The organism is Myxococcus sp. AS-1-15 (assembly GCF_020037055.1).
Lineage (GTDB): Bacteria > Myxococcota > Myxococcia > Myxococcales > Myxococcaceae > Myxococcus > Myxococcus fulvus.
The window spans coordinates 327,576-342,297 of record NZ_JAIQDF010000006.1 but is presented as its reverse complement, the minus strand read 5'-3'; the positions used below and the strand labels follow the sequence as shown (position 1 = coordinate 342,297).

Annotated in this window: 12 protein-coding genes and 1 riboswitch; of the genes, 4 read left to right on the top strand and 8 right to left on the bottom strand. The window is 69.6% G+C overall.

Annotated elements, in window-relative coordinates; translation table 11 throughout:
- Positions 1-85 precede the first annotated feature (85 nt).
- Positions 86-301 (bottom strand): hypothetical protein, encoded by a 216-nt coding sequence (locus K8625_RS19275; protein ID WP_223746054.1) that lies wholly within the window; start codon positions 299-301, stop codon positions 86-88.
- A 210-nt stretch (positions 302-511) separates the two neighbouring features.
- Here K8625_RS19275 and K8625_RS19270 point away from each other — a divergent pair, with 210 nt between their 5' ends.
- Positions 512-1,972 (top strand): ATP-binding protein, encoded by a 1,461-nt coding sequence (locus tag K8625_RS19270; protein WP_223783525.1) that lies wholly within the window; start codon positions 512-514, stop codon positions 1,970-1,972.
- On the top strand, positions 1,969-3,387 hold the full coding sequence (locus K8625_RS19265; RefSeq protein ID WP_223783524.1) for a sigma-54 dependent transcriptional regulator: 1,419 nt from the start codon (positions 1,969-1,971) through the stop codon (positions 3,385-3,387). Before K8625_RS19270 ends, K8625_RS19265 begins: the two co-directional genes overlap by 4 nt.
- A 13-nt stretch (positions 3,388-3,400) precedes the next feature.
- On the opposite strand, the gene K8625_RS19260 is transcribed toward K8625_RS19265, so the two are convergent.
- The 7 genes from K8625_RS19260 to thrA form a co-directional block, all read right to left on the bottom strand.
- Positions 3,401-4,249 carry a MetQ/NlpA family ABC transporter substrate-binding protein gene (locus K8625_RS19260; protein ID WP_223783523.1) on the bottom strand — a complete coding sequence of 283 codons (849 nt, stop codon included), beginning with the start codon at positions 4,247-4,249 and terminating at the stop codon, positions 3,401-3,403.
- Between the two features lie 67 nt (positions 4,250-4,316).
- Positions 4,317-5,000, bottom strand: a complete 684-nt coding sequence (locus tag K8625_RS19255) for a methionine ABC transporter permease (RefSeq protein WP_223783522.1) — start codon at positions 4,998-5,000, stop codon at positions 4,317-4,319.
- A complete protein-coding gene (locus K8625_RS19250; RefSeq protein ID WP_223783521.1) occupies positions 4,990-5,991 on the bottom strand; it encodes a methionine ABC transporter ATP-binding protein in 1,002 nt (333 codons plus the stop codon). The genes K8625_RS19255 and K8625_RS19250 overlap by 11 nt, the downstream gene beginning before the upstream one ends.
- Positions 5,988-6,956: a cysteine synthase A gene (gene cysK, locus K8625_RS19245; protein ID WP_223783520.1), complete on the bottom strand. Its 969-nt coding sequence runs from the start codon at positions 6,954-6,956 to the stop codon at positions 5,988-5,990. Before cysK ends, K8625_RS19250 begins: the two co-directional genes overlap by 4 nt.
- A gap of 259 nt (positions 6,957-7,215) precedes the next feature.
- Positions 7,216-8,373, bottom strand: a complete 1,158-nt coding sequence (locus tag K8625_RS19240) for a PLP-dependent aspartate aminotransferase family protein (RefSeq protein WP_223783519.1) — start codon at positions 8,371-8,373, stop codon at positions 7,216-7,218.
- On the bottom strand, positions 8,285-9,412 hold the full coding sequence (locus K8625_RS19235; RefSeq protein ID WP_223783518.1) for an aminotransferase class I/II-fold pyridoxal phosphate-dependent enzyme: 1,128 nt from the start codon (positions 9,410-9,412) through the stop codon (positions 8,285-8,287). The genes K8625_RS19240 and K8625_RS19235 overlap by 89 nt, the downstream gene beginning before the upstream one ends.
- A 31-nt stretch (positions 9,413-9,443) precedes the next feature.
- Complete coding sequence (thrA, locus tag K8625_RS19230) at positions 9,444-11,945, bottom strand: bifunctional aspartate kinase/homoserine dehydrogenase I (RefSeq protein ID WP_223783517.1); 2,502 nt, start codon at positions 11,943-11,945, stop codon at positions 9,444-9,446.
- Between the two features lie 307 nt (positions 11,946-12,252).
- Positions 12,253-12,373: riboswitch (SAM-I-IV-variant riboswitch) on the bottom strand.
- A gap of 209 nt (positions 12,374-12,582) precedes the next feature.
- Between thrA and K8625_RS19225 the strand changes: the two genes are divergently transcribed.
- On the top strand, positions 12,583-13,875 hold the full coding sequence (locus tag K8625_RS19225; RefSeq protein WP_223783516.1) for an AHH domain-containing protein: 1,293 nt from the start codon (positions 12,583-12,585) through the stop codon (positions 13,873-13,875).
- Between the two features lie 8 nt (positions 13,876-13,883).
- A complete protein-coding gene (locus tag K8625_RS19220) occupies positions 13,884-14,471 on the top strand; it encodes an imm11 family protein (RefSeq protein ID WP_223783515.1) in 588 nt (195 codons plus the stop codon).
- Positions 14,472-14,722: the final 251 nt, after the last annotated feature.

The window sequence follows — 14,722 nt, the reverse complement described above, 5'->3', positions numbered from 1 at the left end:
TCGGTGCGCAGTGCGCTCGCGAAGAGAAGGACGAGCGGCAGGGGAAGCAGCAGCGCGGCTATCAGGCCTGCGAAAGAGCGCCAGTTCATTCGGGCTCACCACAGTGCTGGATGCACTCGGGGTCGTCCGGTGCCTTGCCGCCGCAATACAGCTCACGTTCCTTGCTGGTGCACCGCGTGGGGATGTTCTCCAGCGAGTCCCTGTGCGCGGCCCGGTCCACGAGCCCGTCACGCCGATGCACCTCGGGACAGCCCAGCAGGGCGCAGGACAGCGCACAGACCCGGATGGTCGGCCACGTCATCGCTGTGCCCCCCCGGCGCAGGAAACGACCACGTGGATTCTACCCCAGGTGGTCCGTCCGGGAGCTGACCTCAAGGGTGGGATGCTTCAGACTGTGCACGCGCCGACAGGGAGAATCTCTCCGCGAGAGCGCCCGCATGCTCGACGCCCCTCCTCGAGCCGCGACATCCATCCCGCCCACACGACCCCGCTCTCCCTTATATAGAGCGCGATGCTTCCGACCTCCGGCTCCACGACTCGCAAGCTGCTGCTCGCCTTCGGTGCGTTGGTGGCGCTGTTCACCGCGGCCTCGGGCTTCGCGCTCGCCCGGCTGGCGGACATCCACGATGGCTCCCACGAGCTGCGCGAGGCCGGAGGCCGTGTCCGCGAAGCCCTCGAACTCGCCACCGCCGTCCGTGACCAGTACGCCCACCTGGCCCACACCATCATCCTCGGCAACGCCAGCCACGTTCACTTCCACGAGGAGTCGCGCGCCCGCGTCGAGGAGCTCACCCGCAAGCTCCGCGAGCAGGCTCAGGACGCCGAGGAGCGCGCCTGGGTGGCGGACATCCAGGAGAACGGTGACGCGCTGGACCGCCTCTATCGGGAAACCCTCCTCCCCGCTGTCCTCGCTAAGGACCACGCCACCGTCACCTCTGCCCACGGCCGTGCGCTCGAGCGCGTCTCCCTCATCCAGGCCCGCGCCGAGGCCCTCGCGCGCCGCTTCGACACCTCCATCGGCTCGTTCGAGGAGCACGTCGCCGCCGTCGAGCACACCAGCTTCCGCTGGGCCCTGCTCCTGCTCGGCGGCGCCACCCTCTTCGCCGTCGGCGTCGGCATCTACATCGGCAACTCCGTCGCCCGCCCCGTCGCCCGCCTCTCCGAGGGCGCAGCTCGGCTCGCCGAAGGCAACCTCGACACCCGCATCCCCGAGGACGACCCCGGAGAGCTCGGCCGACTCGCCGCGCAGTTCAACCGCATGACCGAAGCCCTCCGCACCCATCAGGCCCAGCTCGTCCAACACGAGAAGCTCGCCAGCGTGGGCCGGCTCGCCGCGGGCGTCGCCCACGAAATCAACAACCCGCTCGGCGTCATCCTCGGCTATGTGCGCATCCTCCAACGCAAGGCGGAGGGCGCCCTCGCGGAGGACCTGAAAGTGGTGGAGGAGGAGGCGGTGCGCTGTCAGCAGATTGTCGAGGGACTCCTCGACCTGTCCCGTCCGGGCCAGGGCCCCGTGGAGCAGCTCCCCCTGCGGGAGACGTGTGAGGACGTCGTGGCCCGCCTCCGTGAAGCCGAGCGACTCGGCCAGGTCCAGGTGCGCGTGGAGGGCGCGGCGAATGTCTGGGCGCAGCCCTCGCGACTGCGTCAGGTGCTCCTCAACCTCGTGAAGAACGCCGCCGAGGCCGCTGGAAACGGCGGCACCGTCGAGGTCCAAATCGCGCCCTCCCAGGATGGCGGCGCCACCGTGGCCGTCTCCGACTCCGGCCCGGGCGTGAAGCCCGAGGACCGACGTCGCCTCTTCGAACCCTTCTTCACCACCAAGTCCACGGGCACCGGACTGGGCCTCGCCGTGAGCCAGGCCATCGCCGAGGCCCACGGCGGCCGCATCGAGGCCGACACCGGTCCCCTCGGCGGCGCACGTTTCACCCTCCGCCTGCCCCCCGTGTCCGCGGAGCGGGAGGCCATGTCATGAGCTCCTCCAACAAGCCCGCCGTCCTCGTCGTCGACGACAAGGAGAACATGCGCAAGCTGTTCTCGCGCATGCTCGGAGACGCCTACGCCGTGACGGAGGCCGCGGATGGAGAGCAGGCCCTCGCCTGTCTCGCCTCGCGCGACTTCGACGTGGTGGTCACCGACATCCAGATGCCGGGCGCGGATGGCTTCGCCGTGCTGCGCGAGGTGAAGCGCCGCGCTCCCGAGACAGAGGTCCTTCTCGTCACCGCCTTCGCGAGCATCCCGAAGGCCGTGGAGGCCATCAAGGAGGGCGCCTACGACTACCTCTCCAAGCCCTTCGACCCGGACGAGGTCGCGCTCGTCGTGGCCCGCGCGCTGGAGAAGCGTCGCCAGGGCCGTGAGGTCTCGTCCCTGAAGGCACGCCTCGCGGTGGCCCCCGGCCTCCACGGCATGCTCGGTGAGAGCCCCGCGATGCGCGCGCTGCACGGCCTCTTGTCCCAGGTGGCCGCCAGGGACCTCACCGTGCTCCTCACCGGAGAGACCGGCACGGGCAAGGAACTCGCCGCGCGCGCCGTGCATCGCGAGAGCCCCCGCGCCTCGAAGCCCTTCGTCGCGGTGAACTGCGGCGCGCTGCCTGCGGAGCTCGTGGAGAGCGAACTCTTCGGCCACGCCAAGGGCGCCTTCACCGGCGCCACCGTGGCCAAGCCCGGTCTCTTCGAGGAGGCCCACGGCGGCACGCTCTTCCTCGACGAGATTGGAGACCTGCCGCTGCCGGTGCAGGTGAAGCTCAACCGCGCGCTCCAGGAGCGGGAGGTCCGCCGCGTGGGCACCACCACGCCGGTGAAGGTGGACGTGCGCGTCGTCGCCGCCACGCATCGAGACCTGTCCGCCGAGGTGTCCGCGGGCCGCTTCCGCGAGGACCTCTACTACCGCCTCAACGTGGTGACGGTGCGCCTGCCCTCGCTGCGAGAGCGACGCGAGGACATCCCGCTGCTCGCGATGCACTTCCTCGCCCGCGCCGGGCGTCCCGAGGTGGACAGCTTCACGCCCGAGGCGCTGCGCGCGCTCTCCACCTACGAGTGGCCCGGGAACGTGCGTCAGCTCGAGAATGCCGTGGCGCGCGCGGTGGCCGTGGCGCAAGGCACGCGAATCACTCCCGAGGAGCTTCCACCGGAAGTGCTGACCACGCCCCGCGCGGCCAACACCGCCCCGGGTGTCCGCGCGACGACCGAGTCCCTCGCGAAGCTGCCCTACCGCGAGGCCGTGGACGGCGCGCGCGACACCGTGTCACGCGAGTACCTCACCGCGCTGATGCAGGAGTTCGGAGGCAACGTCACCCACGCCGCCGAACGCGCCGGCATGGAGCGCGAAAGTCTCCACCGGTTGCTCAAGCGCTACGGCGTACGCTCCGACGACTTCAAGCGCACGGAGTAGCTCGCTCGTCCCATCAGAACGCCGGCACCACCGCGCCGCCGTAGTTCGACTCGATGAACCGCCGCACCTCCTGGGACTGCAAGGCCTTGAGCAGCGTGCGGACCTCGGGGCGGCCCTCGTCACCCTTCCGCACGACGAGCACGTTGGCGTACGGGTTGCGCGTGGCGGACTCGCGGGCCAGCACCTTCGCGTCCAGGTTCAGGTGCTTCTGCGCCTCCAGGAAGTAGTTGCCGTTGATGACGGCGGCGGCCACGTCCTGCAGCGTGCGCGGCTGCTGCTCCGCGTCGATCTCCCTCAGCTCCAGCTTGCGAGGATTGCCCACCACGTCCTGCAACGTCGCGCCGGCGCCCGCTCCCTCGCGCAGCCGCAACAGCCCCTGGTCCGCGAGCAGGTGCAGCGCGCGGGACGCGTTGCTCGGGTCGGCGGGAATCGTCACCTGCGCGCCCTCGGGCAGCTCCGCGAGCTGACGGAACTTCGTCGAGTACAGCGCCAGCGGCTCCAGGTGCACCGAGCCCGCGCTGCGCAAGGACAGCTTCCGGTCCTCGGCGAAGCGCTCCAGGTAGGGCACGTGCTGGAAGTAGTTCGCGTCGAGCTGCTGGTCCGCCAGCGCGATGTTGGGCTGCACGTAGTCGGTGAACTCCACCACCTCCACGCGCACGCCGTCGCGCAGGGCCACGGGCACCGCCGCGCGGAGAATCTCCCCATGGGGCACCGGGTTGACGCCGACCTTCAAGGTGGGAATGCCAGGCGCCTCGCCGGTGGCGGGGGCTTCCGACTTCTTGCAGCCCGTCCCCACCAGCAACGCGGCGGAGACGGCCGCGAAGGCCAGGGGGATGAGCAGGAATGACGCGGGTGGCTTCATGGGCTGGGGGTTCCGCATGTCCGAAGGGGAGAGGGGCGCGGGCCAACAGCAGACCCGCGCGGAAATTTCACTCGAGTGCGCGGCTGGGACGCTGCGTGGTGTGGTCGAAGCGGGACGCCAGGCCGTCACCGAGCCACTGGACGAGCTGCACCAGCGCCAGCAACACGGCGAGGCAGCCCAACATGACGTCGGTGCGGAAGCGCATGTAGCCGTACTTCACCGCCAGGTCTCCCAGCCCACCTCCGCCCACGGCGCCCGCCATGGCGCTGTAGCCGAGCAGGCTGATAACCACGAGCGCGATGCCGCGCACGAGAGACGGCAGGGCCTCCGGCAACAGCACCCGGAAGATGACCCGCCGGTGCGTGGAGCCCATCGCGATGGCGGCCTCCACCAGCCCTCCGTCCACCTCGCGCAGCCCCTGCTCCACCACCCGACCCATGAAGGGAATCGCCGCGACCACCAGCGGGACGATGGCCGCCGTGGTGCCGATGGTCGTCCCCACCAGCAACCGCGTCAGCGGGACGATGGCCACCATCAAGATGATGAACGGCACCGAGCGCCCCACGTTGACCAACGTGCCCAGCACGCGGTTCAGCGCCGGCCGTTCCCACAGTCCGCCCCGGTCCGTGAGCACCAGCAGCACACCCAGCGGCAGCCCCAGCACCACTACCAGCACCGTGGCCACCGACGTCATGTAGAGCGTCTCGAGGGTCGCCACCCACAGCGCCCGCGCCAGCTGCTCACCAGGCATGGGCCGCCTCCTCGGACGTCAGGCCCTGCTCACGCAGGAACGCCAGCGCCTGGCTCACCGCGTCCGGCGCGCCGGTGAGCTCGAACAACAGCCGGCCCACGCGCGCTTCCCCCACGCGCTCCAGCGAGCCCTCCAACAGGTGCGCGTCCACGTCGAACCGCCGCGCCAGCGTGGACAGGATGGGCCGCGTCGAGTGCTCACCCGACAAGGACAGCGACACCCGCTGTCCCCCTCGCAGCACCGAGCCCTCGCCCGTGGCGAACGGCGGATAGCACAGCTCATGCAGATGCGTGCCCGGCCGCGACAGGAGCTCCACCACCTTGCCCTGCTCCACCAGCCGGCCCTGCTCCAGCACCGCCACCGAGTCGCAGATGGCCTTCACCACCTCCATCTGGTGCGTGATGAGCAGGATGGTGAGCCCCAGCTGGCGATTCAGGTCCTTCAGCAGCGACAGCACCGAGCGCGTCGTCTCCGGGTCCAGCGACGACGTCGCCTCGTCCGACAGCAGGATGCGCGGCCGCGGCGCCAGCGCCCGCGCGATTCCCACCCGCTGCTTCTGCCCGCCCGACAGCCGCGAGGGATACACGTCCGTCTTGTCCGACAACCCCACCAGCGAGAGCAGCTCCGCGACCCGCTCGCGAATCTGCTCGCGCGGCAGGCCCGCCACCTCCAGCGGGTAGGCGACGTTCTGCGCCACCGTCTGCGAGGAGAACAGGTTGAAGTGCTGAAAAATCATGCCGATGCCCTGCCGCGCCTGGCGCAGCTCATCGGGACTCAACGACAGCATCTCCTTCCCGTTCACCCGCACGCGCCCCTGGGTGGGGCGCTCCAGCAGGTTGACGCAGCGGATGAGCGTGGACTTGCCGGCGCCGCTCTGTCCGAGCACGCCGAACACCTCGCCCGGGTCCACCCGCAGCGTCACGTCCTGGAGCGCCGACACCTCGCGCCCGCCCTGCCTGTACACCTTGCTGATACCGCGCAACTCAATCATCCAGCGACTCCCTGCGGTGTCTTCGCCAGCTCCTCGGCGAAGGCCGCGAACAAGCTCCAGTAACGCTCACCGGTGTCCGGCAGCACCGTGAGCACCGTCTTGCCGGGCCCCAGACGGCGCGCCACCTGACGGGCCGCGTGCAGCGCCGCGCCACTGGAGATGCCGACGAGCAGTCCCTCCTTGCGCGCCAGGTCCTTCGCGGCCACGTACGCATCCACGTCGGACACGTCGATGACCTCGTCGTACACGGCGCGGTCCAGCACCTCCGGGACGAAGTTGGCGCCGATGCCCTGGATGCGGTGCGGCCCCGCCTTGCCCTCGGTGAGCAGCGGCGAGCGCAACGGCTCCACCGCGATGACCTGGAGCCGCGGGTTGGCCTTCTTCAACACGCCGCCCGCGCCGGTGATGGTGCCGCCCGTGCCGATGCCCGCCACGAAGGCGTCCAGCTTCGTCACGTCCAAATCGCCCAGAATCTCCTTCGCCGTGGTGCGGCGGTGGATCTCCGGGTTGGACGGGTTGCGGAACTGCTGCGGCATGAAGCCCTTGTCGCCCAACTGCTTGAGCAGCTCGTCAGCCGCCTCGACGGCGCCGTTCATGCCCTTGGCCGCGGGCGTGAGCACCAGCTCCGCGCCATACGCCTCCAGGATGCGCCGGCGCTCCACGCTCATGCTCTCCGGCATGGTGAGGATGATGCGGTAGCCCTTCACCGCGGCGACCATCGCGAGCGCCACGCCGGTGTTGCCGCTGGTGGGCTCGACTATCGTCATGCCCGGACGCAGCCGGCCGTGGTTCTCCGCGTCCTCGAGCATGGCCAGGCCGATGCGGTCCTTCACGCTGCCGCCCGGGTTGAAGAACTCGACCTTCGCCAGCAGCGTGGCCTCCTCCGGCGTGCCGATGCGCGACAGGCGGACGATGGGCGTGCGGCCGATGAGCTGCGTCACGTCGGGGTAGATGTTGTGGGGCATCCGGTCTCTCGGTGGGAAGGGCCGGGACCTCGATGCAGCGCCCCGGCGTGTGGGGAAAAAAGAGAACGGCCCGTCTCCAGGTGCTGGGGACGGGCCGGACACGCCTGTGCGCGAAGGACGCTCAGTACGCTCGAACGGACGGACCCGTCGTGACGCGACAACACATGCCGCGACAACAGGTTCCGGACGTGGCGACGAAGACGAGCATCGGCCTCCAGACGTAATCAATCCGTCCCGCACTGTCAATCCGACCGCCTCTTCAAGCGGCCTCCCGGAAGGCTCGACCCAGCGCGTTCGCCAGGTCCGCCTGGAGGTCTTCCACGTCCTCCAGACCCACGGAGAAGCGGATGAGCGCGTCGGTGATTCCCCGACGCTCGCGCTCGGCGGCGGGCACGGAGGCATGCGAGTGCCTCGCCGGCACCGTGAGGATGCTCTCCACCGCGCCCAGAGACACGCCGAGCAGCGGCAGCTTGAGCGCCTCCACGAAGCTCGACGTCATCGCGTCGCTCGCCAGCCGGAACGACACCACCGCGCCGATGCCCGGGTAGTAGACCTTCTCGATTTCATGACGGCCGGCGAGCCAGCGAGCCAGCGCCGCGGCCGTCCGCACCTGTCGCTCCATGCGGACCTGGAGCGTCTTGATGCCGCGCTGGAGCAGGAAGCAGTCCTGGGGGCCGAGCACCGCGCCCACCGCGTTCTGGAGGAAGTAGACCTCCTTCGCCAGCTCCGGCGTGCGCACCGCCACCGTGCCCGCGATGACGTCGCTGTGTCCGCTCAGGAACTTGGTGGCCGAGTGCACGACGATGTCCGCGCCCTCGGTGAGCGGCCGCGACAGGTAGGGCGACAGGAACGTGTTGTCCACGATGAGCAGCGCGCCGTACGTGCGCGCGAGCGCGGACATGGCCTTGACGTCGGTGCGCTTGAGGAACGGGTTGCTCACCGTCTCCACCAAGAGGCCCTTCGTCTCGGGCCGGAACGCGGCGCGCACGGCCTCCGGGTCGCTCGTGTCCACGAACGTGGCCTTCAGCCCGAAGCGACTGAACACCCGGGTGAGCACCCGATAGGTGCCGCCGTAACAGTCATCGGTGACGACCAGGTGGTCGCCCGCGCTGAAGAGCATCAGCACGGTGGACAGCGCGGCCATGCCGGAGCCGAAGGCGAACGCCCCCGCGCCCTCGTCGAGCGTCGCGAGCACGCCCTCCAGCGCCTTGCGCGTCGGGTTTCCCGAGCGCGCGTAGTCGAACTCGCCGGGCGTCTCCAGGCCCGGCTGGTCGAACATGGACACCTGGTAGATGGGCACCGCCGCGGCGCCCGTCACCGGGTCCACTTCATGGCCGGTGTGCAGCAGGCGCGTGGCGAACGTCTTCGGAGCGGGAGTGCCCGTCGAGCGCCTGGGCCAGGTCGGAGATGATGTCATGGCAGTCCTCGATACCCACGGAGAGGCGAAGCAGTCGGTCAGTGATGCCAAGCTGTTCCCGGCGCGCGACGGGGATGTCCGCGTGGGTCTGCGTGGCGGGGAAGGTGATGAGCGTCTCGACGCCGCCGAGCGACTCGGCGAAGAGGCACAGGCGCACGCCGGCGAGCACCTGGGGAACGAGGGCCGCGTCCTTCACGCTGAAGGACAACATGCCGCCCTGGCCCGCGTAGTGGACGCGCTCCACCTTGGGCTGGCTGGAGAGGAACGCAGCCACCTCGCGCGCGTTGGACTGGTGGCGCTCCATGCGCAGCGCGAGCGTCTTGAGGCCGCGGATGACCAGGTACGAGTCCTGTGGCCCCAGGATGGCGCCGATGCCGTTCTGGATGTACGCGAGCTTCTCGCCCAGCGCCGCGTCGCGGACCACGAGCGCTCCGGCCACGACGTCGTTGTGACCGGCCAGGTACTTGGTGGCCGAGTGCACGACGAGGTCCGCGCCCAGCTCCAGCGGACGCTGGAGGTACGGCGTGAGGAAGGTGTTGTCGACGATGAGCAGCACGCCCGCCTCGCGCGTGAGCGCCACCAGCGCGGGCAGGTCCGCGGACTTCATCAGCGGGTTGGTGGGCGTCTCCACCACCACGGCCCGGGTGTTGGGGCGCAGCGCCGCGCGCACGGCCTCTGGCTTCGTCGTGTCCACGAAGGTGTGGGGCAGGTGGAGCAGCCGGTCCACGAGGCGGAACGTGCCGCCGTAGAGGTCCTCGGTGAGGACCACGTGGTCCTCGGGGCCGAAGAGGCTGAGCGCGGCGTGCAGCGCGGCCATGCCGGACGCGAAGGCGAGTCCTCGGGCGCCACCTTCGAGCTGCGCGAGCGCGTCCTCCAGCGCGGCGCGGGTGGGGTTCTTCGTGCGCGAGTAGTCGTAGCCGGTGGACTGGCCGAGCGCGGGGTGCTGGTAGGTGGCGGAGTGATAGACGGGGACGGCGATGGCGCCGGTGGCCGGGTCGCGGCGGGTGCCGGCGTGGACGAGGGCGGTGGCGAGCTTCATGGTCGTGATTCCTTTCGGAGCCGAGGGTGCTTCATCGACCGCGCAGCGTCTGGGAGACGCGGAGGATGTCGGCCAGGACACCGGAGGCCGTCACGGCGCCCCCCGCGCCCGCGCCGCGCACGGTGAGCGGGAACTCGCTGTGCCGCGTGGTGGTGAAGGACACGAAGGACTCGGAGCCGCGCAGGTCCGCGGCGGGCTGGCCCGCCTCCACGGGCGCGAGCCCCACGCGGATGACAGAGGTGTCGGTGCCCAGCCGCGTCGGGTCGATGCGGGCCAGGTAGCGCAGCACGGTGCCGCCCTGGCGGGCGTGCTCCACCTTTCGGGTGTACTCGGCGTCGAGCGCGCGGAGGCTTCGCAGGTAGGACTCGGCGGTGTCGCCCGCGTCGGCGGGCTCGGGGACGAAGGGCTCCAGCGCGACGTCGGAGAGGGACAGGGGCAGGCCCAGCTCGCGGGCGAGGATGAGCGCCTTGCGCGCGACGTCGGCGCCGGAGAGGTCCTCGCGCGGGTCGGGCTCGGTGAAGCCGCGCTCCTTGGCCGTGCGCACGGCGGTGGACAGCGGCACGCCCGCCATCAGCTCGTTGCAGATGAAGCCCAGCGTGCCGGAGAGGGACGCGGTGATGAGGCGCACGGTGTCGCCGGTGCGCACCAGGTTGGCGAGCGTGTCGATGACGGGGAGGCTGGAGGCCACCGTCGTCTCGTAGTGGTAGGCCACGTGGTGACGGCGGGCCTCGGCGAGCAGCGCCTCGCGCTCGTTCCACGGCAGGGCGAGCGGCTTCTTGTTCGCGGCGACCACGTGGATGCCCCGACGGAACGCCTCGATGTAGAGCGAGGCGACGTCACCGTTGGCGGTGCAGTCGACGAGGATGGGCACGGGCAGCCGGCGCAGCTCGTCGAGCAGCGGCGGCAGGGCGCGCGTGCCGGACTCACCGCGGACGACGCGCGCGAGCTGCTCCTCGAGTCCCTCCAACGGCAGGCCGGCCGGGTTGAACAGGCTGCGCCGGCTGTCGGCGATGCCCACCACGCGCAGGGCGATTCCATGTCGCTCGCGCAGCAGCGACTCCTGGCTGCGCAGCTGGGTGAGGAGCTGTCCTCCCACGGTGCCCTTGCCGAGGAGGAAGAGGCTGACCTGCTGGTGGGCGAGGTTGAAGGCCGCGTGCGTGGTGCGCACGGCGATGGCGGTGTCCGCCGCGTCGACCACGCAGGAGATGGAGCGGGAGCTGGCGCCCTGGGCGCTGGCGCGCACGCCGACGCCCACCGCGCCCAGCGCGCTGAAGAAGCGGCCGGCCACGTTGACGCCGTGGCCCATCGCCTCGGCGACGAGCGTGACGAGCGTCACCGGCTGACGGATGCCGAGCGGCTCGACCTCGCGGCGGGCGAGCTCCTGGGCCAGCTCCCTCTCCAGCGCGGTCCTGGCGCGCTCGGTGTCGGGGCGGGGGATGACCACGGCGATGGACTGGCCGTTGGCGGATTGGGCCGTCATCCACACGGTGACGCGGGCCGAGCGCAGCGCCGCGAGGACGCGCTCGCCCAGCTGGAACTGGTCGGAGAGCTTGCGCACCTCGATGCCGAGCAGGGCCAGGTCCTCGCGGGTGGCGATGCAGGTGGGGCGCTGGACGTCGCTCGAGCCGACGGCGTCGATGAGCGTGCCCGGGTGCTCCGGGTGCATGGTGTTGCGGATGCGCAGGGAGATGCCGGACTCGATGAGCGGAATCATCGTGCGCGGGTGCAGCATGCGCACGCCGACGGCGGCCAGCTCCAGGCCCTCGCCGTGGGAGAGGTGCGGGACGGGGTAGGCGTCGCTCACCAGGTCCGGGTCCGCGGTGTGCAGTCCGAGCACGTCGGTCCACACGGTGACCTCTGTGGCGCCCAGGCCCTGGGCGACGAGGGCGGCGGTGTAGTCGGAGCCGTTGCGGCCGAGCGTGGTGGTGCGGCCGTCGGGCGTCGACGCGATGAAGCCGGGGATGACGGGCACGGTGGTGCCCCACTCGGCGCTGCTCGACTGGAGCCGCTCGCGAGTGCGAGGCACGTCCACGCGCGCGGTGCCGAAGGCGTCGTCGGTGACGAGCAGGTGACGTGCGTCGCGGAAGCGGGCCTGGGTGCCGGAGGCCTCGAGCAGCTCGGCGAGGAGCGTGGCGGAGACCAGCTCACCGAAGGAGAGCACCTTGTCCTTGGACGCGAGGGAACACTCGCGGGTGAGCGAGAGTCCATGGAGGAGCCGTTGCAGGGGCGCGAGGAGTTGGTCGACGCGCGCGGCGAGGGTGGCGGACTGCGCGGGGTGGAGCGCGGCGGCGTTCGTCTTGGCGAGGTGGGCGATGCGGCCCACCACGGTGAGCGCGCCCTCCAGCTCGCCCCGGGTGGCGAGGTCCGCGGCCTCGAGCAGCCAGTCGGTGGTGTCGCCCATGGCGGACACGACGACGGCGAGCGGGCCCGTGCGAGCGTGTTGTCCAATCAACTCGATGACCTGACGCAGTCGGCGCGGGGAGCCCACGGAGGAGCCGCCGAACTTCATCACCCGATAGGAATTGCTGCTCATCTGCGAACCTCGAACGAGGGCCTGCGGCCCTGAAGACATGGAGGCGCACGTCCGCGACGCCGACGCACACGTCGAGCGAGCGCGGCGCTGGAGCGCCGACGGAAGAAATGAAAGGAAGGAGAGGTGGAAGCCCTAGCCGGCGTGCACCGGCCCGCGCATTCGCGCGAGCGTGCGTGGCAGGGCGTGGCGCATTCGGACGCTCTCGGGCGAGCGGAACGCGCGACGGACCTTCGCGGGGTACAGGGGGGCGATGCGAGCGGTGGGAACCACGAGGTCCTCTCTCACCGAAGCGGAGGGACTGCCTCGCCTCGGACACTTGGTTTGCCCGGGGAGCACCTGCTCTCCGGACCGCATCGTTTGGACACCTTGGAGGTCCGTCTCCAGGTTGTCGGGCCACCGCCGAAGCGGGACCGCTCTTGATGCTGCATGCGAAATAAACGGGATGCGGGGCCTTGTCAATCCCACGCAAGCCCGCATGGTTGGTCGTGTGAGAGCCGGAAGCGACGCCGCTGGCTGTGCTTGCGGGACTTCCTGGAAGGCGCCGCCGGGTGTGGCCCTCATGACCCCGTAGGATTGTCAGCCCCCGGAGTCACGATACCCCGCCTCCTTCCGCCAGGAGGCAGCTTCGGGGAGTTCCATGAGATCGATTGCGGTAGTGGCTTTACTGCTTCTGTCGATGGGCTGTACGAGCACTCGTGTTGTCCATATCGACGTCGGGCGTGGACAGCGGGTCGTCCATGAGTCGGTGGATGTCGAACCGGTCGAGGTGAGTGACGACGAGTTCAGGTCTGCGGTCGTGCGCCTCATCCTGGACACGCGGATGGCCGTTGCGTTCCGGGAGACTGAAGAGGTGGACGAGCGCGGGTGGTCTCGGTCCCAATCACTTCTGGCATCGTCCCATGGCCTCGTCGATTCGGGCTTGGGGAGCTCGCTGGAGACGCTGTACTCGCGCATCTGTCCCGATGCGGACGACTGCTTGACCCTGGTGGGCGGAACGGGGCTGACGTTCTCCCGAAAGGACCGGACGCTGATGGCCTTGTCCTTCGCGCTAGACACCGTATGGGACAGCGTCGAATCCGAGGTCGGCAAGATGCTGAACCCGGTCGTACTCAAGGCCATGGTGACGTCAGCGGCGTTGACGATGCTTCTCACGATGGCGCTACCCGAACCTGTCACCAAGGTCATCGCGGTGGCGTTGACGGCGGCGATGGTGGCCTACCTCGGGGTCGTACCGGTCTGGGAGATCGGGCGCGGATTCGTCCGCTTGTGGGATGATGCGGGCAAGGCGATGAGCGTCATCGAGCTACAGGACATCGGGCATCGGTTCGGGAACGTGCTGGGGGCGAACGGCACGCGCGTCCTGGTGCTCGTCGTCATGGCGGCGCTGGGTGGGAAGAGCGCGATGGCGGCTCAAGGGCCAAGGCTCCCGGGCTTCTCCCAGGCCGCGCTCAAGGCCCAGGCCGAGTCGGGATTCCAGCTCGGGGCCGCCATGCAGGGGGGCGTGACTTCCATTGCGATGCCCGCTGCTGGAGTGCTGAACGTCACGCTTGCACCTGGAGCAGCCGCTGCCCTGGTGATGTATGGAGAAGGGCGGTTCCCTGGAGACGAGACCGGGCCGGTTCACCACATCTGCACGAACAAGAACCCCAGCTCCAGTGCGGCGGGCGGCCCTTGGACGCCAGAGTGCGAGAGGATCTTCAAGAGAGCCGGGATGACGCTCGAGGATGCGGCGAACAAGGTCCGGCTCAACGGGCACGAAGGGCCTCACCCTGAGTTCTATCACAATCAAGTGCTGACCCGCCTCGAGCGCTCCGTCGCGCGGTGTAGAACGACGGAGAGCTGCAGGGCCAGTCTGCAGAAGGAACTCGCGAGGATTGCGGACGAGTTGCTGACTCCCGGCTCGGAGTTGCGCAGCTTCATCGTGAGATAGGAGGCCGGATGGAGCAGAACTTTTATTGGGTGGGGTTGGCGGACGTGCCTCGATGGCTCGTGGAGACGCCCACGCGGACATCCGGCGAGGCGTTCGAAGAGCCTTGGCTGTTCACGGATGGGCGTGTGCTTGAGGACCCTGGCTCCATCAGGTCCCAGGTGTCACACCCAGGGACGAAGCGCGCTTTCGTGTTTGGAGGAGTTGAGCGCACGCCGATCGTCAGTGAGGCGCTCGCGAACGTCTTCCGAAAGCTGGCTCCCGGTGACGTCCAACTGTTTCCGGTGACGGTGGAGGGAGCGCCGGAGCGATTCTTCGTCGTGAATGCAACCAAGGTGGTCGATGCCATCGACGAGGCACGATGCCGGGAGGTGCACCATGATGACGGGGATGCGCCAGCCCCTGGCTATGAAGGGGAGTACAGCTGGATCTATGGCCTGCGAATCGACCCCGCGAAGACTGAAGGCGCCCAGGTCTTCCGGCTGAAGCGGTTCAAGGTCGCGTTCGTTGTTTCGGAGGACATCAAGACTGCGCTCGAAGGAGTGGGGAACCTTGGAGTGTCGTTCGAGCGTGTGACCGGGCCGCACGAGCCTCGATGATGAATGATTGGCGTCACATTGCTTCCTTGGAGGGATGAGGGCGTCGGCCGGAGGCGGCCAGCGTTCTCTTGAATGCAGTACGGGCCGTGGCTCGCCGGCTGGCTGCTCATCCGGGTGACTTCCATCGCGGCCCATGAGCCCGGCAGGCGGTGATGTGCGCCGTGAGGCCACAAGGCCGTGCTCCGCTCGGGGCCATCACAGTGTGATGGTTTCGGTCACACCTGTGGCCTTGGTGCTGGCTCGCAACCTGT

Bases quoted from the DNA above. Each gene is read 5' to 3' on its own strand.
- K8625_RS19275 (WP_223746054.1), bottom strand. From the start codon at position 301: ATGACGTGGCCGACCATCCGGGTCTGTGCGCTGTCCTGCGCCCTGCTG.
- K8625_RS19270 (WP_223783525.1), top strand. From the start codon at position 512: ATGCTTCCGACCTCCGGCTCCACGACTCGCAAGCTGCTGCTCGCCTTC.
- K8625_RS19265 (WP_223783524.1), top strand. From the start codon at position 1,969: ATGAGCTCCTCCAACAAGCCCGCCGTCCTCGTCGTCGACGACAAGGAG.
- K8625_RS19260 (WP_223783523.1), bottom strand. From the start codon at position 4,249: ATGAAGCCACCCGCGTCATTCCTGCTCATCCCCCTGGCCTTCGCGGCC.
- K8625_RS19255 (WP_223783522.1), bottom strand. From the start codon at position 5,000: ATGCCTGGTGAGCAGCTGGCGCGGGCGCTGTGGGTGGCGACCCTCGAG.
- K8625_RS19250 (WP_223783521.1), bottom strand. From the start codon at position 5,991: ATGATTGAGTTGCGCGGTATCAGCAAGGTGTACAGGCAGGGCGGGCGC.
- cysK (WP_223783520.1), bottom strand. From the start codon at position 6,956: ATGCCCCACAACATCTACCCCGACGTGACGCAGCTCATCGGCCGCACG.
- K8625_RS19240 (WP_223783519.1), bottom strand. From the start codon at position 8,373: ATGACATCATCTCCGACCTGGCCCAGGCGCTCGACGGGCACTCCCGCT.
- K8625_RS19235 (WP_223783518.1), bottom strand. From the start codon at position 9,412: ATGAAGCTCGCCACCGCCCTCGTCCACGCCGGCACCCGCCGCGACCCG.
- thrA (WP_223783517.1), bottom strand. From the start codon at position 11,945: ATGAGCAGCAATTCCTATCGGGTGATGAAGTTCGGCGGCTCCTCCGTG.
- K8625_RS19225 (WP_223783516.1), top strand. From the start codon at position 12,583: ATGAGATCGATTGCGGTAGTGGCTTTACTGCTTCTGTCGATGGGCTGT.
- K8625_RS19220 (WP_223783515.1), top strand. From the start codon at position 13,884: ATGGAGCAGAACTTTTATTGGGTGGGGTTGGCGGACGTGCCTCGATGG.